At 67.8% G+C, this 21,797-nt stretch carries 19 protein-coding genes; 6 read left to right on the top strand and 13 right to left on the bottom strand.

The features are described 5' to 3' along the window. Positions 1-23: 23 nt before the first annotated feature. Positions 24-3,629 (bottom strand): indolepyruvate ferredoxin oxidoreductase family protein, encoded by a 3,606-nt coding sequence (locus RM96_RS15685; protein WP_039011823.1) that lies wholly within the window; start codon positions 3,627-3,629, stop codon positions 24-26. 345 nt (positions 3,630-3,974) lie between these two features. On the opposite strand from RM96_RS15685, the gene RM96_RS15690 reads away from it, so the two are divergent. Then, positions 3,975-5,228: an NYN domain-containing protein gene (locus RM96_RS15690; protein WP_039011824.1), complete on the top strand. Its 1,254-nt coding sequence runs from the start codon at positions 3,975-3,977 to the stop codon at positions 5,226-5,228. 41 nt (positions 5,229-5,269) lie between these two features. On the opposite strand, the gene gspF is transcribed toward RM96_RS15690, so the two are convergent. The 11 genes from gspF to gspG all read right to left on the bottom strand — a co-directional run bounded on the left by gspF (position 5,270) and on the right by gspG (position 16,690). Further along, a complete protein-coding gene (gspF, locus tag RM96_RS15695) occupies positions 5,270-6,487 on the bottom strand; it encodes a type II secretion system inner membrane protein GspF (RefSeq protein ID WP_039011826.1) in 1,218 nt (405 codons plus the stop codon). A 15-nt stretch (positions 6,488-6,502) separates the two neighbouring features. Next, positions 6,503-8,059, bottom strand: a complete 1,557-nt coding sequence (gspE, locus tag RM96_RS15700) for a type II secretion system ATPase GspE (protein ID WP_082016559.1) — start codon at positions 8,057-8,059, stop codon at positions 6,503-6,505. Positions 8,060-8,067: 8 nt separating this feature from the next. Then, positions 8,068-10,476 (bottom strand): type II secretion system secretin GspD, encoded by a 2,409-nt coding sequence (gene gspD / locus RM96_RS15705; RefSeq protein ID WP_052279526.1) that lies wholly within the window; start codon positions 10,474-10,476, stop codon positions 8,068-8,070. A gap of 42 nt (positions 10,477-10,518) precedes the next feature. Further along, positions 10,519-11,325 carry a type II secretion system protein N gene (locus RM96_RS15710; RefSeq protein ID WP_039011827.1) on the bottom strand — a complete coding sequence of 269 codons (807 nt, stop codon included), beginning with the start codon at positions 11,323-11,325 and terminating at the stop codon, positions 10,519-10,521. After that, a complete protein-coding gene (locus tag RM96_RS15715; RefSeq protein ID WP_039011828.1) occupies positions 11,325-11,945 on the bottom strand; it encodes a type II secretion system protein M in 621 nt (206 codons plus the stop codon). The genes RM96_RS15710 and RM96_RS15715 overlap by 1 nt, the downstream gene beginning before the upstream one ends. Positions 11,946-11,947: 2 nt before the next feature. Beyond that, the gene (gene gspL, locus RM96_RS15720) at positions 11,948-13,366 is read right to left on the bottom strand and encodes a type II secretion system protein GspL (RefSeq protein ID WP_039011830.1); all 1,419 of its coding nucleotides are present in this window, start codon (positions 13,364-13,366) and stop codon (positions 11,948-11,950) included. A gap of 241 nt (positions 13,367-13,607) precedes the next feature. After that, entirely contained in the window at positions 13,608-14,630 is a 1,023-nt protein-coding gene (gene gspK / locus RM96_RS15725) for a type II secretion system minor pseudopilin GspK (RefSeq protein WP_052279527.1), read from the bottom strand. Continuing rightward, positions 14,630-15,334, bottom strand: coding sequence for a PulJ/GspJ family protein (locus tag RM96_RS15730; protein WP_039011833.1), 705 nt, complete (start codon positions 15,332-15,334; stop codon positions 14,630-14,632). The genes gspK and RM96_RS15730 overlap by 1 nt, the downstream gene beginning before the upstream one ends. After that, positions 15,312-15,713: a type II secretion system minor pseudopilin GspI gene (gene gspI, locus RM96_RS15735; RefSeq protein WP_039011834.1), complete on the bottom strand. Its 402-nt coding sequence runs from the start codon at positions 15,711-15,713 to the stop codon at positions 15,312-15,314. Before gspI ends, RM96_RS15730 begins: the two co-directional genes overlap by 23 nt. Continuing rightward, complete coding sequence (locus tag RM96_RS15740) at positions 15,710-16,210, bottom strand: GspH/FimT family pseudopilin (RefSeq protein WP_039011836.1); 501 nt, start codon at positions 16,208-16,210, stop codon at positions 15,710-15,712. The genes gspI and RM96_RS15740 overlap by 4 nt, the downstream gene beginning before the upstream one ends. A 15-nt stretch (positions 16,211-16,225) precedes the next feature. Then, positions 16,226-16,690: a type II secretion system major pseudopilin GspG gene (gene gspG / locus RM96_RS15745; protein ID WP_039011837.1), complete on the bottom strand. Its 465-nt coding sequence runs from the start codon at positions 16,688-16,690 to the stop codon at positions 16,226-16,228. A 216-nt stretch (positions 16,691-16,906) separates the two neighbouring features. Between gspG and RM96_RS15750 the strand changes: the two genes are divergently transcribed. From RM96_RS15750 to RM96_RS15770, 5 genes are all read left to right on the top strand, one after another. Beyond that, positions 16,907-17,359, top strand: coding sequence for an RrF2 family transcriptional regulator (locus tag RM96_RS15750; protein ID WP_193752459.1), 453 nt, complete (start codon positions 16,907-16,909; stop codon positions 17,357-17,359). A gap of 94 nt (positions 17,360-17,453) precedes the next feature. Further along, on the top strand, positions 17,454-18,674 hold the full coding sequence (locus tag RM96_RS15755) for a globin domain-containing protein (RefSeq protein WP_039011840.1): 1,221 nt from the start codon (positions 17,454-17,456) through the stop codon (positions 18,672-18,674). A gap of 84 nt (positions 18,675-18,758) precedes the next feature. Next, positions 18,759-19,451: a type II secretion system protein N gene (locus RM96_RS15760; RefSeq protein ID WP_039011841.1), complete on the top strand. Its 693-nt coding sequence runs from the start codon at positions 18,759-18,761 to the stop codon at positions 19,449-19,451. Positions 19,452-19,605: 154 nt separating this feature from the next. Further along, complete coding sequence (locus RM96_RS15765) at positions 19,606-20,184, top strand: EF-hand domain-containing protein (protein WP_039011842.1); 579 nt, start codon at positions 19,606-19,608, stop codon at positions 20,182-20,184. 355 nt (positions 20,185-20,539) lie between these two features. Continuing rightward, the gene (locus tag RM96_RS15770; RefSeq protein ID WP_039011843.1) at positions 20,540-21,031 is read left to right on the top strand and encodes an Lrp/AsnC family transcriptional regulator; all 492 of its coding nucleotides are present in this window, start codon (positions 20,540-20,542) and stop codon (positions 21,029-21,031) included. Between the two features lie 62 nt (positions 21,032-21,093). On the opposite strand, the gene RM96_RS15775 is transcribed toward RM96_RS15770, so the two are convergent. Next, positions 21,094-21,792 (bottom strand): GNAT family N-acetyltransferase, encoded by a 699-nt coding sequence (locus tag RM96_RS15775; RefSeq protein WP_039011845.1) that lies wholly within the window; start codon positions 21,790-21,792, stop codon positions 21,094-21,096. Between the last annotated feature and the right edge of the window lie 5 nt (positions 21,793-21,797).

Genomic DNA, 21,797 nt, shown 5'->3' on the forward strand with positions numbered 1-21,797 from the left:
TTGCAGTACCTACCGGCTGCCGGTCAGGCCGCGCGCTGTGCGGTTTCCGGATGCCGGAACTGCTCCAGCAGCTTCGCCCAGCGCCCGCGCACGGCCTTGAGGTTGTTTTCCTTCACATGGCCAAAGCCGCGGATATCGTCCGGCAGGTTCGCCAGCGATACCGCAGTGTCATAGTTGGCCAGGCTCAGGCCCGACACCAGCTCATCCAGCAGCGCCCGATACTCGCCGATCAGCGCGCGCTCGGTGCGGCGTTCTTCGGTCTTGCCGAAGATATCGAACATGCCGCCGCGCAGGCCCTTCATCTTCGCCAGCACACGGAACAGCTTCATCGTCGACGGCCCGAACTTGCGCTTGACCAGGTGCCCCTTGTCGTCGCGCTTCGAGGTCGTCGGCGGCGCCAGCCAGAAGTTGAGCTGGTAGTCGCGGCCAGGCTCGCCTTCGAACTGCGCGCGCAGCTTGTCGAGGAAGACGGGGTCCGTGTAGAGCCGCGCCACTTCGTACTCGTCCTTGTACGCCATCAGCTTTGCGAGGTTGCGCGCGGCGGCCTCGGTCAGCGGCAGCGGCTTGCCGCTGCCCGCCAGCGCGCTCTCGGCCGCGCGCACGCGGTCGATGGCTTCGCCGTAGGTGCGGGCATAGGCGGCATCCTGGTACGCGGTCAGGTGATCCACGCGGCGGGCGATCAGTTTTTCCAGCATCGCACCTGTCGAGGTCGGCAGCTTGACTACGTCAGCGCCTTCGGCCGTGCTCTTGAGCTTGCCGGTCAGCGACAGCACGTGCTCGGGGTCGTGCGCCATGTGGCGGCCCCAGTCGAACGCGGCCTTGTTCTTCTCCACTGCGACGCCGTTCAGCTCGATGGCGCGCTCCAGCGCCTGCAGCGTCAGCGGGATCCAGCCCTTCTGCCAGGCGTAGCCCAGCACCAGCGGGTTGGTGTAGATCGCGTCGCCGAGCAGCGCCACGGCCAGGCCGGTGGCGTTGATGAACTCGCACTTCTCGCCCACGGCGGTGCGCACGTCCTGCTCCGCCGACAGGCCCGGGAACTGCCACTTCGGGTTCTTGATGAAATCCGCCGTCGGCGTCTGCGCGGTATTGACCACGGCGCGGGTGCGGCCCGTCTGCGTCCTGGAGATGACTTCGTCGGTGGCCGACACGATGGCATCGCAGCCGATTACCAGGTCCGCCTCGCCCATCGCGATGCGCGTCGCATGCAGGTCGTCCGGACGCGCGGCGATCTGCACGTGCGACAGCACCGCGCCGCCCTTCTGCGCCAGGCCCGCCATGTCGAGCACGGTCACGCCCTTGTTTTCCAGGTGCGCGGCCATGCCCAGCAGGCCGCCGATGGTGACCACGCCGGTGCCGCCGACGCCCGTGACCAGCACGCCGTAGGCGCGCGTGATCGCCGGCAGGACCGGCTCAGGCAGCGCGGGCAGGCTGTCCATCGACACGCCATGCTGCTCGGGCTTGCGCACCTGCGCGCCTTCGGCCGTGACAAAGCTCGGGCAGAAGCCGTTCACGCACGAGAAGTCCTTGTTGCACGACGACTGGTTGATCTGGCGCTTGGTGCCGAACTCGGTTTCCAGCGGTTCGACCGACAGGCAGTTGGATTTCACCGAGCAATCGCCGCAGCCTTCGCACACCGCGTCGTTGATAAAGGCGCGGCGCTGCGGATCTTCCATCGTGCCGCGCTTGCGGCGGCGGCGCTTTTCGGTGGCGCAGGTCTGGTCGTAGATCAGGATGGTGCAGCCCGGGACCTCGCGCAGTTCGCGCTGGACGTTATCAAGCTGGTCGCGGTGATGGATCGCGATGCCCTCGGGCAGCTTGATCGCCGCGTTGTACTTCTCCGGCTGGTCGCTGACGATGACGATCTTCTTCGCGCCTTCGCTGTGCACCTGCCAGGCGATGTCCCGCACCGACAACTGGCCGTCCACCGGCTGGCCGCCGGTCATCGCCACCGCATCGTTGTAGAGGATCTTGTAGGTGATGTTGACGTTCGCCGCGATCGAGGCGCGGATCGCCAGCAACCCCGAGTGGAAGTACGTGCCGTCGCCCAGGTTGGCGAACACATGCTTGTCGCCCGCGAACGGCGCCTGGCCGATCCACGCCACGCCTTCGCCGCCCATCTGGCTGAAGGTGCTGGTATTACGGTCCATCCACACCGTCATGTAGTGGCAGCCGATGCCGGCCAGCGCGCGCGAGCCTTCGGGCACATTGGTCGAAGTGTTGTGCGGGCAGCCCGAGCAGAACCACGGCTTGCGCTCCGCCTTTTCCTGCCCGATCACGCGCGGGGTAGCCAGCGCCTTTTCCTTGGCCTCGATGATGGCCAGGCGCGCGGCGATGCGCGCGCGCACGTCGACCGGCAGCTCGAACTTGTCCAGCCGCGTGGCGATGGCCTTGGCGATGATCGCCGGCGACAGCTCATAGTGCGCGGGCAGCAGCCAGTTGCTTTGCGGGATCGACCATTCGCCGCCCGCGTTGTCCTTCTCGTCGAACTTGCCGTAGACCTTGGGGCGCACGTCGTCACGCCAGTTGTACAGCTCTTCCTTGAGCGCGTACTCCATGATCTGGCGCTTCTCTTCGACCACCAGGATTTCCTGCAGGCCCTCGGCGAAGGCGCGCGCGCCATGCGCTTCCAGCGGCCACACGCAGCCGACCTTGTACAGGCGGATGCCGATCTGTGCGCAGGTAGCATCGTCCAGGCCCAGGTCGGCCAGCGCCTGGCGCGTGTCGAGGTAGGCCTTGCCGCCGGTCATGATGCCGAAGCGCGCGTGCGGCGAATCGATCTCGATGCGGTCGATCTTGTTGGCACGCACATAGGCCAGGCCCGCGTACCACTTGTAGTCGAGCAGGCGCGCTTCCTGCTCCAGCGGCGGGTCCGGCCAGCGGATATTGAGCCCGCCCGGCGGCAGGATGAAGTCGTCCGGCAGCACGATCTGCACGCGGTGCGGATCGAGTTCGACCGAGGCCGACGATTCCACCACGTCGGTCACGCACTTCATCGCCACCCACAGGCCCGAGTAGCGGCTCATGGCCCAGCCGTGCAGCCCGAAGTCGAGGTATTCCTGCACGTTCGACGGGTACAGTACCGGCAGGCCGCAGGCCTTGAAGATATGTTCCGACTGGTGCGCCAGCGTCGAGGACTTGGCCGAATGGTCGTCCCCCGCCAGCACCAGCACGCCGCCATGTTTCGAGGAGCCGGCCGAGTTGGCGTGCTTGAACACGTCGCCGGTGCGGTCCACACCAGGACCCTTGCCGTACCACATGCCGAACACGCCATCGAACTTGGCGTCCGGGTACATATTGACCTGCTGCGAGCCCCACACCGACGTGGCGGCGAGGTCCTCGTTCAGGCCGGCCTGGAACACGATATTGTGCGCGGCGAGATGCTTCTTGGCCTTCCACAGCGACAGGTCCAGGGCGCCCAGCGGCGAGCCCCGGTAGCCGGAGATAAAGCCGGCGGTATTCAGGCCGGCAACGCGGTCGCGTTCCTGCTGCAGCATGGGGAGGCGTACCAGCGCCTGCGTGCCGCTGATATAAATGCGGCCACGCTCCAGCGTGTATTTGTCTTCGAGGGAAACGTTTTCGAGCGCGCGGCGGATGGCGTCGCTGACCGGAGTGGTCAGGGGGGCATTCATAGGTGCTCCTCTATGGGCGTGCTGTCGGGATCACCGACACCTACAGTTGTGGGCAACCGCTTCGCAGCCTCTTGTGAAGGCATTGGGCGGTCGTGTCTCTGCGCGGCATGGTAGCACCGCCGCCGGGACGGCGGTACCTTGCAATGCAGCACAAAGCGTGCCCAAGGCGCCCGTGATTTCCCGTATGGACAGGGCTTCGCGTGTACACTGCGTTGCATCTAAGTCGCACCGCACTTGCACAATCCATAGGCAAATGCAGCGCCCGCATCACCGGTATCCGGAACGGGCGCGGTGCAACCCGCTCCCGGCCGCACCGGCCAGGGGCCATCCTCCGCAGGACCGAACATGACCAATCCCCCCCGCCAGGGCACAGCCACCCTGGCCGTACTGATCGACGCCGACAATGCGGCGCCAGCCATCGTCGAAGGCCTGCTGGCCGAAGTCGCCAAGTACGGCGTCGCCGCCGTCAAGCGCATCTACGGCGACTGGACCAAGCCCAACCTCGCCAGCTGGAAGGAGCGCCTGCTGTCGCACTCGATCCAGCCGATCCAGCAGTTCCGCTACACGGTCGGCAAGAACGCCACCGACAGCGCGATGATCATCGATGCGATGGACCTGCTCTATACCGGCCGCTTCGACGGCTTCTGCATCGTCTCGAGCGACAGCGACTTCACGCGGCTGGCCTCCCGCATCCGCGAACAGGGGCTGACCGTCTACGGCTTCGGCGAACGCAAGACGCCCAAGCCCTTCGTCACCGCCTGCGACAAGTTCATCTACTCCGACGTGCTGCGCGCCGAGGCCGATGCCGAGACCGACGAAACCGCCACGCCTGCCCGCAAGCGCAGCACCGGCGAGCTGCGCCAGGATTCGCGCCTGGTCCGCCTGCTGCAGAGCGCCGCGCAGGCTGTCTCCGACGAAGACGGCTGGCTGACGCTGGGCGGCATGGGCAACCACATCGCCAAGCAGGCGCCGGAGTTCGACTCGCGCAACTACGGCTACGGCAAGCTCTCCGAGCTGGTAGCCGCCACCGGCCTGTTCGAGGTCGAGACGCGCAATGGCGGCAACAACAAGACGATCTGGGTGCGGCTGAAGAAGCGCGCCAGGGGCGGCGCGGAAGGCGATGGCCGCAATCCTCAGGCGCGGCAGGAGCCTGCCGCCCGTCAGCCTCAGCAGGCTGACGCACGGCGCGGGCAGCAGCCCGTGGCTGCGCCGGTTGAAGTGCCGGCGCCGGTTGTGGAGGTCATCGAGCCTGAGCCGGCGCGCGAACCCGAACCTGCGCCGGAGCCAGTGCGCGAGGCACCGGATGTCGTGGCCGCGGAGCCTGAAGTGGTCGACGCGAGCGTCGTTGAGCCGGAGCCGGCGGCGAAGGCCAGGCCCGGTGCCCGCAAGCGCGCGGCACGGCGGCCGGACGTGGCATTGAGCGAGACGCCGTGGCCGATCGATCAGTCGGTGTTTGCGGCGCCGGGTGCCACGGTGTTGACCGCGCAGGTGGAGACAGCGGATCCGGTCTCGGCAGCCGGCGGCGCGGAAGAAGCCAAGCCAGCCAGGAAGCCACGGGCCGGGGCAGGGCGCAAGCGTACGGCCAAGAAGGCGGAATGACGAGGTAGTGCTGGCGGGGCAATGTTGCTGCCCCGCCGGGCTTACCGCACCAGCTGATTGATCTCGATGATCGGCATCAGCACCGCCAGCACGATCAGCAGCACCACCACCCCCATCGTCAGGATCAGCAGCGGCTCCAGCAGGCTGGTCAGGAACAGTGTGCGCCGTTCCAGTTCCTGCGCCTCCCCTTGCGCTGCCCGGTCCAGCATCACCGGCAGGTTGCCGGTGGCCTCGCCGGAGCGGATCAGGTGCACCAGCACCGGCGGAAACTGGTTCTGGGCCGCCAGCGCGCGCGCGAGCGACGCCCCTTCGCGCACTCGCGTGTTGGCGTCCTCCACGTTCGCCCGCAATGCCTCGTTGGTCAGCGTCTCGCCGGCGGCCTGCAGGCTGCGCAGGATCGGCACCCCGGCTGAAACCAGGATCGCCAGCGTCCCCGCGAAACGTGCGGTGTTGTAGCCCCGGATCAACTTGCCCAGCAACGGCGCGGTCAGCAGCCAGCGGTGCCATTCGAGCCGTACCGCCGGTTGCCGCAGCAGGCTGCGGATAATGAGCGCAATCACCGCAAGCACCGCCAGCGCCGCCCACCACCAGTTCCGCACGAAATCCGACAGCGCCAGCATGATGATGGTCAGCGTCGGCAGCTTCTGCTTGGTGTTGGCGAACACGCTCACCACCTGCGGCACCACATACGACAGCAGGAAGATCACGATGGCAAACGCCACTACCGTGACGATGGCCGGGTAGGTGAAGGCCAGCCGGATCTTGGAGGTCAGCGTGTTGCGCGATTCGATATAGCCGGCCAGCCGCTCCAGCACCAGTCCGAGGTGGCCGGAGTGCTCGCCGGCGGAGACCAGCGCGCGGTAGATGTCCGGGAAGTCGCGCGGATGCTGGGCCAGCGCCACCGAGAGCGAGCTGCCGCCCATGACCTCGGCGCGGATGCCTGCCAGCAATTCGTGCACGTAGGGCCGCTCGGCCTGGTCGGCCAGCGCGCCGAGCGCCTCGTCCAGCGGCAGGCCGGCCACGATCAGGCTGGCAAGCTGGCGGGTGAAGAGCGCCTGTTCCTGCGTGGAGAGCCGGCGCACGAACAGCTGGCTGCCGCTGCGCGGCGCCATGCCGGCACCGGCCAGCGGGTCGACGATCAGCGGAGTCAGGCCGCGCGCGCGCAGTTGCGTGCGGGCCTGCCTCGGGCTGTCGGCCTCGATCACGCCGCGGTCGGTCTTGCCGGCGGCGTCGGCGGCTTCGTAGCGGAAGGCGGGCATGTCTGCGGCTCCCGCTTAGTCGCGCGTCACGCGCAGCACTTCTTCCAGCGCGGTGGCGCCGCTGTCGATCCAGCGCTGCGCGTCGCCGCGCATGGTGTGCATGCCGTGCGCGAGCGCGAGCTGCTTGATCTCGGACTCGGGCGACTGGCGGTGGATCATGGTGCGGATCTCGTCGTCGACGGTCAGCAATTCATACACGCCCATGCGGCCCTGGTAGCCCGACTGGCCGCACTTGTCGCAGCCCACCGGGTGCCATACATGCTGGAGCGGCTTGCCCTGCGCGTGCAGGACATCGGCGTCTTCCGGCGTGATTTCGATCACTTCCTCGCGCTTGCAATGCGGGCACAGGCGCCGTACCAGCCGCTGCGCGAGCACCCCCAGCAGCGATGACGACAGCAGGAACGGCTCGATCCCCATGTCGACCAGACGCGTCACGGCCGATGCCGAGTCGTTGGTGTGCAGCGTGGCCAGCACCAGGTGGCCGGTAAGCGAGGCCTGCACCGCGATCTGCGCGGTTTCCAGGTCGCGGATTTCGCCGATCATCACCACGTCCGGGTCCTGGCGCAGGATGGCGCGCAGGGCCTTGCCGAAGGTCATGTCGATGCGCGGGTTGACCTGGGTCTGGCCGATGCCGTCGAGGTCGTATTCGATCGGGTCCTCGACCGTCATGATGTTGGTGGTGCGCGAGTCCAGCCGCGACAGTGCCGCGTACAGCGTGGTGGTCTTGCCCGAGCCGGTCGGCCCGGTCACCAGCACGATGCCGTGCGGCTGGCGGATCAGGTGGTCGAAGCCGCGCAGGGTGCCGGGCGCCATGCCGAGCTTGGCCAAGTCGAGCCGGCCGGCTTCCTTGTCGAGCAGACGCAGCACCGCGCGCTCGCCGTGGCCGGTGGGCAGCGTCGAGACACGCACATCCACCGGGCGCCCGCCCACGCGCAGCGTGATGCGGCCGTCCTGCGGCAGGCGCTTCTCGGCAATATCGAGCTGCGCCATGATCTTGATGCGCGAGATCAGCGCGCCGTGCAGCGCCTTCTTGGGCCGCACCACGTCGCGCAGCGTGCCGTCCACGCGGAAGCGCACCACCGACGACGATTCGAACGGCTCGATATGGATATCCGAGGCGCCCTCGCGCGCGGCCTGCGTGAGCAGGGCGTTGATCATGCGGATGATCGGCGCGTCGTCCTCGGATTCGAGCAGGTCTTCCACGGCGGGAATGTCCTGCATCAGGCGCGAGAGGTCGACTTCACCTTCTACCTCGCCCACCACCTGCGCGGCGCTGCCGTCCTGGCGGTTGTAGGCGTCGGACATGGCACGTTCCAGCGCGTCGGGCTCCAGCACGCGCAGGCGCAGCGCGCCGTGCACGCGCGCCACCTCGGCCAGTGCGGCCGGGGAGGTGGCGCGGCTGACCCAGACTTCGAGGCCGTCGGGGCGCTGGTGCGCGATCAGCAGCGGGGCCTCGCGCGCGAAGCCATACGAAACCAGGCGCGCCGCCATCGGCGATGGCGGCTCCAGGGTTTCAGGCGCCGCTGCGGGTGCGACGGGCACAGAGAGTGCAGTTTGGACTTCGCTTGCCATGGTCCGGCTCAGTTGCCGCGGCCCGAACCGGTGCCCTGGCCGGCGGCCACGGTAGCGGTGCCGCCTTGCTGCGACAGCGGCTGCGGTGCTGGCTGTTGCATCGGCTGGGGCTGCGCCGGCTGCGGAATGGTCTGCGGCAGGGGCAGCGGTCCCGGCACCGGGCCAGTTCCGCGCGGATCGACGAACGGTGTGCTCGGCGCGTCGGCCGGCGGCAGCATCGGCGTATTGGCGTCGCGCACCATGATGTTAGGCGAAACAAAGCCCTGTTGTTGGGCGCGCATGTACCCGTAGCGGTCTGCCGTCAGGCGGTCGGTCGCGTCGGTCGTGCGCATCACATAGGGACGCAGGAACACCAGCAGGTTGGTCTTGCTGCGGTTCTTGTTCTCGGAGCGGAACAGGCCGCCGATCCAGGGGATGTCACCCAGCAGCGGCACCTTCTGCACGCCGTCGTTGTAGGAGTCCTCGATCAGGCCGCCCAGCACGATGATCTGGCCGTCGTCGACCAGCACATTGGTCTCGATCGAGCGCACATTGGTGGTCGGGCCCTGGATCAAGTTGGCCGTGGCCTGCACCACCGATGACGACTCCTGGAAGATCTGCATTTTCACCAGCCCGCCGTCGGTGATCTGCGGCTTGACGCGCAGCGTGATGCCAACGTCCTTGCGGTCGAAGGTCTGGAACGGCGTCACCGTGGCCGCGGCCCCCGTCTGCGCATAGGAGCCGGTGGTGATCGGGATGTTCTGGCCGATCAGGATCTTGGCCTCTTCATTCTCCAGCGTGATCAGGTTCGGGGTCGACAGCAGGTTGACGCTGCCATTGCTGCCCAGTGCGCGCAGCAGCGCGCCCAGGCCGAGAGCCTTGTTGACCACGCCCAGGTTCAGGCCGCCGAGGTCCGGCACCAGTTGCGTGGCGGCGGTGATGCCGGCCGCGTGGTTGGCGTTGTAGGCGGCAGCGGCCAGCGACAGGTTGAGGATGTTCTGGCCGCCGGTGCCGAAGTTGGTGCCGGCAAAGAGGTTGTTGTTGCCGCTGTCCGAACGGATCAGGCCTTGCCACTGGATGCCGAGTTCGGTGGCCTGCGTGGAAGTGACCTCCACGATCATCGACTCGATATAGACCTGGGCGCGCCGTGCGTCGAGGTCGTCGATCACCCCGCGCAGATTGCGGTAGACCGGCTCGCTGGCGGTAATGATCAGGGAGTTGGTGGCGGGGTCGGCCTGGATGATGCCGCCGGTGGTGGGCTGGGTATTGGTGCCGAACGACGCGGCGAAGGCCGAGTTGCCGTAGGCGCCGCCGCCGGTGCCGGAGGTGCCGGTGCGCCCGCCCATCTGGGTGCCGGTGGTGCCGCCGGTGAACTGGCCGCCTGTCGGCGTTGCCACGTTGCCGAGTCCGCCAGCGCCGCCCGCCGCGCCGGCGGCGCCCGGCTGGGTCGAGGTGGTGAAGCTGCTGTCCGCCGCGACGATCGCGCGCAGCGTGGCCGCCAGCTTGACCGCATCGGCGTTCTTCAGCGGCACGACCCAGATGTTGCCGGGGCGTGCATAGGGCTGGTCGAGTTTCTCGATGAGCTGGCGGGCCTGCTGCAGGCGGGCCCGGCTCGACGCGCGGATCATCAGCGAATTGCTGCGCGGCTCGGCCACCACGCTGGTGCGCAGGCTGGCGTCCACGCCCGCACCGCCAGTGCCGCCGGGGCCGGCGGCGGCAGGGTCGAGCAGCTTCTGCAGGACCAGCGCGGTGTCGCTGGCAACGGCGTTCTTGAGCGGCACCAGTTCAACTTCGCCCGATACTGGCGCATCGATGGCGGCGATGATGCGGCCGATGCGCCGCAGGTTTTCAGCGTAGTCGGTGATGACCAGCGTGTTGTTGGCCGGGTAGGCGGTGATGGTGTTGTTCGGCGCGATCATCGGCCGCAGTACCGGCACCAGGTTGTTGGCCGATTCGTAATTCAGGCGAAATACCTGCGTCACCACCTGGTCGCCACGCCCGCCGCCGCCGCCGATCACGGTGGGCGAGCCCTGCAGCTTGGCGTCCGCCTCGGGCACGACCTTGGTGAAGCCGTTGCTCTCGACCATCGCATAGCCCTGCATGCGCAGCACCGAACCCAGCGTTTCAAGCGCCTGTGCGCGTGAGACAGGCTGCTCGGTCACCAGGTTGACCGAGCCCTTGACGCGCGGATCGACGACGAAATTCTTGCCGGTGGCCTGTCCGACCGCCTTGACCACGGATTCGAGATCGGCGTTGACGAAGTTCAGCACCACCTGGTCGCGGTTGCGGGGCGTGATGTCGGGCGGGGCCTCGGGGCGCGCGCCGGCCGGCTGCTGCGCCCACAGCGGCGCAGGCGCCAGCAGCGAAAGCCCGCACAACAGCACCACGGCGCGGGCACAGGCGGTCTGGAAGAGAGGTCGGGTGGCTTGGGTTTTCATCATCGGTTCCGGGCGGCTTCTGGATCTGGCAGATCTGGCTCGTCAGAAGCGCAGCCTTGTCACATTGTTTTCTCGTCGTCCCAGCAAGCTCAGCAGGCTCACCAGTTGCGTCGCGGCCTCGGGATCGGCGTCGGCGGTCCCGTCGAAACGCGCCCGCCGTCCCAGCGTGCCGCTGCCTTCCAGCTTCAGCGGCCCGTCGATGGTGCTCAGCTGCAGCGTGCCATCGGCGCCGTTCCAGTCGATCTCGGCCCGATAGCTGCCCAGCGGCCGCAGGCGGCTGACCGCGGACGACACATGTTCGAAGCGCAGCGTCAGGTGGCCAAACATCAGCCCGCCGGCAAACTTGCCTTGCAGCGCGGACCAGTCCACCCGCATCAGGCCGTCCGGGCGCAGCGTGTTGAACGGCGCGCCGACGCCCTCGAGCAGTGCCGCAGGCAGGCGGATGGCGCCGGCCTGCGCGCTCCAGCCGGCGGGCGTGACGGATAGGCCGACCGGCGCGGGCATGGCTTCGGAATGCGTCAGCACCATCCGCACGGTGCCAGTCAGCAGCGGCCAGAAGGCCACCGACCACTGCAGGCGGCCCGGCAATACGGTCGCGGTCTGGCTGCCGGCGCCGGCCGACAGCGCGAGGGTGGCGCTGCCATGCCACAGCGAGCCGCTGGCATCGGCCAGCAGGACCCGGCGCTGCGTATGCACCGCCACGCTGTCGGCGATCCACGCGGCGGGCAGCATTGCCGCCACCATGACGACAGCCGTCAGCACGCCGAGCGCCAGCCAGCCGACGCGCCGCCAGACGGGCGTTTGCCGGAGCTTGCGGCGCGGCAGGCGCAGGGATTCCAGCCTGACCATCAACTGCGGCCGCCCGGACCCTGCAGGGTCGCACTCACATTGACCAGCGCGGTCGCGCCGACATAGACGATGCGGGCATCGATGATCTTCAGGCGCTGCTGCTGGCGCACGTCCTGCAGCCAGCTGGTGACGGCGCCGAACGGCACCTTGTCGAGCTGCAGCTGCACGCTGTTGTCGGCGCCGGCTGCGAGCCGCGTCGCCTTCAGGCCGTGCTGGCCGAGGCTGTCCTGTAGCGCCTGCGTCAGTGCATCGCCGCGCAGGGCGGGCGCCGGACTGGCGTTCAGGCCGCGCGCTTCCTGCGCCAGCGTTTCCATTTCAGCGAGGTCGGCGCGCAGAACCGGCAGGCTGCGTGCCAGGCGCGCGCGGCCGTCGGCGGCGGGCTCCCACAGCACGGAGTAGCCGATCACCAGCGCGAGCACCGCGGCACCGCTGGCAAGGATGGCCTGCTCGCGCGGATTGCGTGCGGACCAGAAGGCGTTGAACTGGTCTTGCCATGCCTGCGGCACACGGGGACGCAGGCGCGCCAGGCGCGCGCGCAGATCCGGCTGGCCGTTGCCACGGGCGGGCGGCTGGTTGTGGCGAGGCGGCTGGGCGCGGGCGGAGTCTTTCATTGGGCTCATGCTCACAGTCCGGGCTTTACGGTCCAGCGCGAACCGGCCGGGCCTGGACCCGCGGGTGCGGCTGCGCCCCGGCCGGCGTCGGCGGGACTCTGGTCCTCTTCCATTTGCAGTCCGGCCTGGCGGGCCGCACCGCGCAGCGCGGCGGTATCGGTGCCGGGCTTGAGCGTGACGGCCAGGGCGCGGCCGCGATATTCCAGCGCCTGCAGGCCGTCCGGCGGCAACTGGCGTGCGGCCTGGGCGAAGCGGTCGGCCAGCGGCAGGAAGTCGTCGGGCGTGCTGCGCCCGCTGGCCAGCCGCAATTGTTCGACCTGGCGGCGCATCTGCAGCGGCGCATCCAGAATCGTCTGGATTTGCGGGAAAGCGCTGCGCAGGGTCTGTACCTGCGCCGCTTCCAGCTGATGCTGCGCGTTGCGCAGCATCAGCCAGTGAATGTTCATGCCGAGGACCTGCACCAGCACGATTGCCGCGGCCAGCGCCAGCGGCAGGCGCCATGCCAGCAGGTTCCAGCGGTCGGCGCGTCCCTGGGCGAATTCGAACTGGGCGAGGTCGAAAGCCGGATCGCGCAGGGTGGTCTGCGCGCCTTCGATCCACATGCGCCAGTCCGGCGAGCGGGCCTGGCGCAGCGCCGGCACCGGCGCGTCGGCCACGGCTTCACGGTCGCCGTACCAGGTGCCTTCGGGTGCCAGGGCCTGCCAGGCGGCGAGGGCATCGTCGCCAAGCAGCAGGCCGTAGCCTTCGAACTGCCCGGTACGTACGGTGAGCTGCCACTGGCGGGCACTGGCCTGCGGCGCGGCGGCGGCCGGCGTGGCGTCGAGCAGCGCGGCGGTGTCGGCGAGCGCCGCGGCCGCGGCTTCCACCACCAGCGTGGCGGGCTGGCTGGCGGTCTCGGCTTCATCGCCGTCTTCGCCGGCAGGCGCGGCCAGCGGCAGGCATAACTGGGCGGCAACGACCTGCCTTCGGCGATGGCGGTGTTCGCCGAAGGCATCGAGCACGGCGCGCAGCCAGGCTCGGTCGGCCACCATGAGCAGCCGGCGGCGCGGGCCGCGGGAGGCGCTGGCGGTCTCGGCATCGAGCGCGGGGCCGACGCCGATATGGCAAGGCTGGGCGTCCGTGGCCAGCGCATCTTCCACCAGGTTGGGCAGCGCGAGCTTCAGCCGCGCGGGCGCCAGCGGCGGCACGCTGGCGGTGGTCAGCAGCACGTCGCTGGCGGCCAGGATCAACACCAGGCGCTCGGCGGGCGGCAGTTCTGCGATCTGGGCGTGGCCTTCGCGCAACACTTCCGGGGCAGCGCGGGCATCCGCGCGCCGTCGCTTGTCCGCAACGGGCGTTCGAACCAGGGCAAACGGCAAGGCGCCGAACTGCCACGGTTGCGGCTGGTCATGCGGCCGGTGCGGCAGGCGGACGTACAGGGTGGTGCTCAAGATTTCCTTGCGTTGGCGTCAAATTGAACAGCTTGGAAGGCGGATCGCGCGGCCGTGCCGAGGCCCGGAAATGCCGGTGGCCGGGCACTGGCCGGACAGGCAGGGGCGCGTGGAATCACGCTTGCGCCAACGCCGCAGCATACCTTGCCTGTGTGACTAAACCACGTCAATAGCATTCTCCCCGGCTATATCGCCCGGTATTTTCGGAATAGAGCGATCGTCGCGGGAGAAATATCGACAATTAACGCAATTCGGGCAGGCGGTCGGTGTCATGGATCCACAACACCCGGGTGGTATTGGCGTTACCCAGTGCCTCGCCGCGGTAGACCAGCGAGACCTGCAGCCGGCTGGCGCGCTCGTGGCGAACCAGGCCGTAGATCAGGAAGTAGTGCGTGCGCACGTCGACCAGGCTGCTCAGGGTACTGACATCGGCCTGAGGCGCCACGGCGCGCAGCTGGGTCTGCACATCGCCAACATTGTTGAAGTAGGCGCGGTCGCGCTGGCGAACCAGTTCCCGCGCGCGCTCGAGCGGCAGGTTGTTGATGACGGCGGCCAGCACCTCGGCGTCGGCGGTGTTGGCGTTGACCAGGGTCCGTTCAGGCAGGACGGTGATGAAGGGTTCCAGCGCAGCGACGGTGTCGGGCGTGTAGCCCGGTACGGCCAGCAGGCCCTGGGCGCTGTCGAGAGGGCGCGGCGCGGGCTGGCCGTTGCTGCCGCCCTGGGCGGCCTGCAGCATGAAGCGGGCGGTGTCTTCGGCCAGTCCCGGATTGAGGCCCGCCGTCTGCAGCAACCGGCGATAGCTCGCCAGTGCAAGCGGATCGACCGAGGCGGCCCGGCCCTGCGTGGCCGTGGAAGTCCACACCACCAGGTTGGCCAGGTTGAAGCGGGCCTGCGCGTCCTGAATGCGGCCAGACAGGAACGAGGTCTCGCCCGCCTGGTCAGTGCGCAGGGCGGCGCCGAGGAAGTCCGACAGCCGCGTTTCGGCGATCGGCACGGCCCACGGCTCGCCAAGCTCGTCGACACTGGTGCGGCGCTGGTCGTCGCGCAGGATCAGGCGTGCCCAGTCCACGGCAGCGCGTTCGATCCAGGTCGCCTGGGCTTGCAGGCGCTGGTTCTCGATGCCGCGGATCTGCACCTGCTGGCGCCACAGCATGCCGGATACCACTACCACGGCAAGCGTGACGATGAGCAGCGCGGTCACGACGGCTGCGCCGCGCGCATGGCGTGGCCGGCGGGGCATCCTGGCGGGCGGGCGCGTTAGCATCACAGGCCGGTCATGCAGATTTTCTGGAACAGCCGCGGCGCGTCGCCGTCGCCCATGCGTGCCTGGACGGTCAGCTCGACCGCGCGCACCGCAGTGGTCGGCAATGCCGCGCCAACCGCCGAGGCCGCCACGGCGCTGGCCGCGTTGCCGGTGAACAGGGCGTTCCTGATCCGGCCTGAATCGGCCTGCCAGCCGGCCGGCTCGATCCACGCGCGCGCGCTCAGGCTGTCGACATCGTTCAGCACGCGCCGCACCTGGACGTTGCTGTTGCCGGGCTGCCGCAGATTCAGCAGCGATGACTGCACGGCAGCGCGGGTGCCGACGGGCGGGGCGGCGACGCGCAGCAGGGTGTTGCCGTCGACCTGGTAGGCAAGTGCCTGCCACATCGGCGGCTGGCCCTCCTCGCGGCGGTCGCGCACCATCAGGACCTGGCCGGGAGTGATTTCGACGGGGCTGCCCTGCAGCAGCGTCGGGTCCGCCAGATGCTCGCAATCGGCCTGGAACTGGCCGTAGAGCACCTTGAGGGCATCGAGCCGGCTGTCGTGGTCGGTCAGGCGCTCGCGGCTGCGCGTCATGCTGTCGAGCGCGCGCCAGCCGATCACCGCCATCACGGCCAGCAGCGTAATGGCCACCAGCATCTCGAGCAGGGTGAAGCCGCGCCTGCCGGCTGCGCGGCGGCGTTCAGAGCAGGTTGCGGGTTTCATTCGGGATGATGGTGACCAGCCATGCCAGACGCACGGACTTGTCGCTGGCGGAAGGGTAGACCGCGATCTCGACGCGGCGGAACGCCGGGTTTGGCGTGCCCGAGATGGTCTGCTCACAGTAGAGCGGGGTGCCGCCCTGCGGGCAGGCGTAGCCGCTCACGCCAGGCTCGGGCCAGGTCTTGGAAAGGCGCAGCGAGGCGAGATGGTTCTCGGCGCTCCATTCGGCCAGCATGCGCGACTGCAGCGAGGCGCTGGCATCCACCATCGACCCCATCGCGCGCATGGCCGCGGTGAGCGCGACGGCGAGGATGGTCAGTGCCACCAGCACCTCGATCAGCGTAAAGCCGGCAGGCCGTGCGCGATGGGCAGCGTGGCTCATGGCGTGCTGGCGTAGTAGCGGCCGCCGCCGTCGCCCGTGACGTCGACGCGGATGTCGCCGCGCACCAGCACCAGGCGTTGCGGGCTGTCGATCAGCTCGCGGCCGAAGATAAGCCGGGGCGGGGCGCCGTTGCCGGGATTGCGGCCGCCTTCGGCCACGATCACCTGGTCCAGCGCCAGGCGCCAGTGGCCGGGGGCGAAGACATCGGCACGCATCGGGATCCAGCCGTTCGGGGTCGATTCGAGGAAGCGCCAGCCGCTGGCGTCGCCTTCCCAGGCGATCGGACGGGCGCCGAGTTGCGCTTCTTCCTGCGCCAGTTCGAACAGCCGGGCGATGCGCTGGCCGTCGTCGAGCACGCGGCCGCGCTCATTGGGCGAGGCATTGATCGCCACCATGGAGATGACGATGCCGGCGATGACCATCACCACCAGCAGTTCCAGCAGGGTGAAACCCCGGCGCCGAAGGATGGCGGTGCAACCGCGCGACGCCGGTTTCATGAGACGGGAGGGGCCTTATTCCCAGTTGCCGATGTCGGCGTCGTTGCCGCTGCCACCGGCCTGGCCGTCAGCGCCAAAGCTGAACACATCGATTTCGCCGCGCACGCCCGGGTTCAGGTACTGGTAGGGATGGCCCCACGGGTCCTTCGGCAGCTTTTCCAGGTAGCCGCCGCCCTTCCAGTTGTTGGGCACCGGCTCGGTGGTGGGCTTGGTCACCAGGGCGGCCAGACCCTGCTCGGTGGTCGGGTAGCGGCTGTTGTCGAGGCGGTAGAGCTTGAGTGCCTGCATGATCGACGAGATGTCCTGGCGTGCCGCCACGATGCGAGCTTCGTCCGGACGGCTCATGATCTTGGGCACCACCAGCGCCGCGAGCACGCCGAGGATGACGATCACCACCATGATCTCGATCAGGGTGAAGCCGCGTGCACCACGGGAACGAAGGGATTGAGAGCGGGCGGAAGGGACTGCGAATCTGCGCATCGTATCTGGACCTTTTGCTTGTGTGTCGCATAAGTGGCAAGGGCCGCGCCTGGCAGTGGCGGGGCCGGATTCGCCAGCCAGTATAACCGGCACCACATGACTCTTAGATGTGGAGCGGAAACCGCGCATCGCGGAGTCTGATCCAGATCACACTGCGCAACTTGGCCAGTCGATAACTTGCATTTGCAATGCATGTTATTTATGATCGGACCCACGATGCAACTGACCCGCTTTTCCGACTATGCGCTGCGCCTGCTGATGTATGTTGCCAGGGGCGACGGCAGCCGGCCCATCACCATTGCCGAGGTGGGGCAGCAGTTCGACATCTCGCACAACCACCTGGTCAAGGTGGCGGCGCGGCTGTCGAAGCTGGGCTGGATCTCGGCCACGCGCGGGCGCCACGGCGGGCTGCAACTGGGGCCGCAGGCGGAGCAACTGACCATCGGCACCATCCTGCGCGAGCTGGAAGGGCACAAGGCGATCATCGACTGCCAGAACCCGCCCTGCGCCCTGACCGGCAACTGCCGCTTGCGGCGTGCGCTGGATGTCGCCGAACAGGCGTTTTACCGCGCACTCGACGATGTCACGTTGGCCGATGTCAGCGGCAGCCAGACCGCGGAGTCGATCATCCGCCTGCATCGCGATTTCCTGAACCGGCGTTCGGCCTGAACGGGCCTGTTCCGTTCGGGCGCCGACGAGCGCCGGTTTTATTGTGAGTAAAAACATGCATTTCGTTTGCATGAAATAAATGGAGTCTTGACTGATGTTGTCCGCTGCTTCCCGCCCCTATATCGATGCCAGCGTTCCGGTGCTGCGCGAACATGGTCTGGCCATCACCACGCATTTCTACCGCGAGATGTTCGCGGACCGGCCAGAGCTGACGCAGTTGTTCAACATGGGCAACCAGGCCAACGGCTCGCAGCAGCAATCGCTGGCGTCGGCCGTGTTCGCCTATGCCGCCAATATCGACAACGGCGCGGCGCTGGCCCCGGTGGTGGAGCGCATCGTGCACAAGCACGCGGCTGTGGGCCTGACGCCTTCGCACTATCCCATCGTCGGCCGTCACCTGCTGGGCGCCATCGGCGCCGTGCTGGGCGAGGCCGCCACGCCGGAACTGCTGGCCGCCTGGGACGAGGCCTACTGGCTGCTTGCCGGCGAGCTGATCGCCGCCGAAGCGCGCCTGTACCACAGCACCGGCGTCACGCCGGGCGAGCTGACCGCGGTGCGTGTGGTCCGCCGCGAAGCCCAGGGCGACAACGTGGTGGCGCTGACGCTGGCCGCGGCCGACGGCAAGCCGCTGCGCGATTTCAAGCCGGGCCAGTACATCAGCGTCGAAGCCCGCCTGGACGATGGCCACCGGCAACTGCGCCAGTATTCGTTGTCGGCAGAGCGCGGTCTGCCGACCTGGCGGATCTCGGTCAAGCGCGAAGACGGCGATCACCAGACGCCGGCCGGCGCCGTCTCCAACTGGCTGCATGCCAACGCTCAAGAAGGCACGGAGCTGGCCGTGAGCGCGCCGTTCGGCGATTTCGCCCCGGCGCTGGAGGGCAGCCGCCCGCTGGTGCTGCTGTCGGCGGGCATCGGCATCACGCCGATGGTGTCGGTGCTGCGCACGCTGGCAACCGAGCAGCCCGGGCGCCCGGTGCTGTTCGCGCACGCCGCGCGCGGCGGCCGTCATCACGCGCACCGCGCCGACCTGCAATGGGCGCGCGAACGGATGCCGCAGCTGCATACCCATATCAGCTATGAGAATCCCGAGCCTGCCGATCAGGCCGGACGCGACTACGACCACGCCGGCACCATGCCCGTCGCGGCGTTGCTGGAAGCGCCTGCAACGCAGCGCTTCATGGACGGCCGCTTCTACATGTGCGGCCCGCTTGGATTCATGCAGGCGCAGCGGCACGCGCTGATCAGCGCAGGCGTGCCGGTGGGGCATATCCACCGCGAAGTGTTCGGCCCGGATCTGCTGGACGACCTCCTATAAGTCGCTAGCCCGCAGCAACCGCGCGACAGACATCGTCATGTCTGTCTGGTACGCTTGGCGCGTCCTCGTCGAGCGTACCGTCCCGTGCAATATTCCCTCCGGCCTGTCTTCCGCCTTGATTCCTCCGCTGCCTGGTTGCCGCGCGCAGCCAGCCTGGTGCTGTTCATCGCGTTGTGCGCGCTGGCGACCTACTGGGTGCTTACCTTCAGCGCGATGCGGACCATCCCGGTGCCGCAGACCGCTCGGGTGGCGCAGACCGAAGCCATCGAGACAGGCGCCATAGCCACCCTGTTCGGCGGTTCGGCGCAGAGCGGGGTACGCGACGTGCAGCTGATCGGCGTGGTGGCGGACGTGGATGACGGCGCGGGGGCCGCCATCGTGTCGCTGGACGGCGGCCCGGCCAAGGCGGTGCGTGCCGGCACGGCCTTGTCGCAGCAGATCCGGCTGGTGGCGATCCATGGCCGCTCGGTCGTGATCGAGCGCAACGGCGTACGGCAGGAGATCGAATTGCCGATCCAGACGGGCATTTCGCGCGCTGGTGGCACGCCTGCCACGACAGCGCCGCCGCCATCCGGTGCGGCCGCTCCGATGGCAACGCCGATGCCTGCGCCTCCCCCCGCAGTCAGCCAGCCGCAGCCGCAACAGCCGCCGCCGCAACAACAACAGCAATCCCAGCCCCAGCCCCAAGGCCAGCCTCAGCCCATCGATCCTCGCCAGCTCCAGCCGGCGATGGCTCCGCAAGTACCAGCCGGCGAGCCCCTGTCAGCCAAGGATTGAGCTGGCCCCCGGCGCAACTATTAGCGCTTGCTTGCGTTCCCTTACGGGAGGGGTGTTATCTGTGAGTGGCGTAACATCGTATTAAAAGCGCCAACTTCCCTGCATCGTCTGCGTTCTAATCCGTACATGCCCACGTGATGAAAAGGAGCAAGACATGCAACGCAATCACAAGTCGCACATCCTCAAGCAGTTCCTGGCCGCTTCGGCCGTCTTCCTGGTTGCCGGTGGCGCCTTCGCCCAGGCCAGCGCGCCTGCAGCGGGGCCGCAAGGCGGTCCCATGCATGGCCACCACATGGGTCACGAAGGTGGCGGAATGTGGTTGAAGTCGATCGACACCGACCACGATGGCACCATCTCCAAGGCCGAGTTCGACGCGCTGTTCAACCGCATCGATACCAACCATGACGGCAAGCTCGACAAGGCCGAACTGGCGGCCTACCACAAAACAATGTGGGAGCAGCGGCGCGCAGAGATGCAGGCGGAATTCGAGGCCAAGTTCAAGGCGGCCGACAAGAACGGTGACGGTGCGCTGACCAAGGCCGAAGTCCAGGCCGGGCTGCCGCGGCTGGCGAAGCATTTCGACCAGCTTGATGCCAACCATGACGGCAAGCTGACCATGGACGAGATCAAGGCAGGCATGCAAAAAATGCACGAGGAGCGCATGCAGCGCATGCCGCGCGGCGGCCCCGGTGCGCCTGGCGCACCTGGGGCGCCCTCCAGCAAGGGCGGCTGATGCCGGCGCCCGCACCGGGCGCTGATGCATTCCACGACGCGCGACCTTCCAGGTCGCGCGTTTTCTTTTTTCTATCTGTAAAAAAGCCGGATGTGGTGGCAAACGCCCTTAGAATGCCGCTGCCCGATTCACCGGGCTTGGCACCATCCTTGCCTCCAATACCGCTCTTGAGATACCTGGCGAATTGCCGGGCAGCCTTGCCAGAGCCGGAATGTTCAGCCCATCCGGCTGTATCGCGAGTGATCGATAAGGCGGTACGAAGAGCGATAGTGTCAAAAAAATTGCGTACTTGTGCACGGCTTGTTAAATTTGCGCAAAAAAATTGCCAATAAACATATTGCGGAGCAACAAAATCGTGAGCAAGGTGGAGTTGGACAAGATCGACCGGAAGATCCTCGAGGTCCTCCAGACCAACGGCCGGCTGACCAACCTGGAGGTGGCCGAGCGCGTGAACCTGTCGCCCAGCCCCTGCCTGCGGCGCATCCGGCGGTTGGAGGAGATCGGCGTGATCCGCCAGTATGCGGCGCTGCTGGAGCCCGGCAAGATCGGCCTCGGACTGCTTGCCTACATCAACGTGCGGCTCGAGAAGCATGGCGGCGCGCCCAAGGGCAAGGCGCCGCTGGACCTGTTCCGCGCATCGATTGCAGTCTGGCCGGAAGTGGCGGCCTGCCATGCCATGACGGGCGAAATGGATCTGCTGCTCAAGGTCTATGTGGAAGACATGGAGCACTTTGCGCGCTTCATGCAGGAGCAATTGCTCGCCCATCCATCCGTGATCGACGTGCGCTCCAGCTTTGCGCTGGAAAGTATCAAGGACACCACGGCGCTGCCGGTGGCCGGCGGCTGAGTGCCCAAAACAAAAACGGCGCCCCGAGGGACGCCGTCTTGCGGTAACTGGCCCGGTGCCGGTCAGGCCGTATGCTTCTGCGGCACCATCGAGCGCCAGAAGCGCAGGCCGAAACGGCGCGCGTCGCGCAGATTGCGGCGGACCATGTAGTCCAGGTCGGCGACCTGTTCGTCCAGCGCCTCGGTCAGGCGGCTGACCGTATCGGCGGGCGGCAGCTCCAGGTAGGCATCGGCCTCGCCATAGGCGTACTGCACCTTCATCCCCGCTTTCTTGGCAATGTGCATCATGGCGGCGTTGCGCGACAGGCAGTGCATGTACAGCGTGCGCACGTTGGTATTGCGGCCATGGATGGCCGCGCGTTCGAACAGGGCGCTGCCGATGCCGCGGCCACGTGCGCTGCTCGACACCGAAACGCCGAATTCCGCCACGCGGCCCTGGGCGTTGTCGCGCAGGTTGGCGAAGTGGCCGACGCCGATCAGTTCGAGCTTGTCGTCATAGACGCCGAACACGGAATCATGGTCGAAATCAATGCTGTCGACGTAGGCTTCGATCACATGGTTGCCAACGGACTGGCCAAAACGTAGCAGGCGGTCTTCCTCGCCGAGGGCGAGAAAATGCTTCAGCAGGCGCGAGCGGTGGTGGGCTGCCAGCTCGCGTACCAGAACGGTAGCGCGCTGGGCGGCCTGTGCGGCTTCGGCTGCCTTGCGAAGATCTTCGTCGGAAATGGCGCCGACGGCCTTGCTCAGTTCGAGCGGATTCACGTTGT

This window comes from Cupriavidus sp. IDO, assembly GCF_000812465.1.
Lineage (GTDB): Bacteria > Pseudomonadota > Gammaproteobacteria > Burkholderiales > Burkholderiaceae > Cupriavidus.

Coding starts and splice junctions, on each gene's coding strand:
- RM96_RS15685 (WP_039011823.1), bottom strand. CDS start 3,629: ATGAATGCCCCCCTGACCACTCCGGTCAGCGACGCCATCCGCCGCGCG.
- RM96_RS15690 (WP_039011824.1), top strand. CDS start 3,975: ATGACCAATCCCCCCCGCCAGGGCACAGCCACCCTGGCCGTACTGATC.
- gspF (WP_039011826.1), bottom strand. CDS start 6,487: ATGCCCGCCTTCCGCTACGAAGCCGCCGACGCCGCCGGCAAGACCGAC.
- gspE (WP_082016559.1), bottom strand. CDS start 8,059: ATGGCAAGCGAAGTCCAAACTGCACTCTCTGTGCCCGTCGCACCCGCA.
- gspD (WP_052279526.1), bottom strand. CDS start 10,476: ATGAAAACCCAAGCCACCCGACCTCTCTTCCAGACCGCCTGTGCCCGC.
- RM96_RS15710 (WP_039011827.1), bottom strand. CDS start 11,325: ATGGTCAGGCTGGAATCCCTGCGCCTGCCGCGCCGCAAGCTCCGGCAA.
- RM96_RS15715 (WP_039011828.1), bottom strand. CDS start 11,945: ATGAGCCCAATGAAAGACTCCGCCCGCGCCCAGCCGCCTCGCCACAAC.
- gspK (WP_052279527.1), bottom strand. CDS start 14,630: ATGCTAACGCGCCCGCCCGCCAGGATGCCCCGCCGGCCACGCCATGCG.
- RM96_RS15730 (WP_039011833.1), bottom strand. CDS start 15,334: ATGAAACCCGCAACCTGCTCTGAACGCCGCCGCGCAGCCGGCAGGCGC.
- gspI (WP_039011834.1), bottom strand. CDS start 15,713: ATGAGCCACGCTGCCCATCGCGCACGGCCTGCCGGCTTTACGCTGATC.
- RM96_RS15740 (WP_039011836.1), bottom strand. CDS start 16,210: ATGAAACCGGCGTCGCGCGGTTGCACCGCCATCCTTCGGCGCCGGGGT.
- gspG (WP_039011837.1), bottom strand. CDS start 16,690: ATGCGCAGATTCGCAGTCCCTTCCGCCCGCTCTCAATCCCTTCGTTCC.
- RM96_RS15750 (WP_193752459.1), top strand. CDS start 16,907: ATGCAACTGACCCGCTTTTCCGACTATGCGCTGCGCCTGCTGATGTAT.
- RM96_RS15755 (WP_039011840.1), top strand. CDS start 17,454: ATGTTGTCCGCTGCTTCCCGCCCCTATATCGATGCCAGCGTTCCGGTG.
- RM96_RS15765 (WP_039011842.1), top strand. CDS start 19,606: ATGCAACGCAATCACAAGTCGCACATCCTCAAGCAGTTCCTGGCCGCT.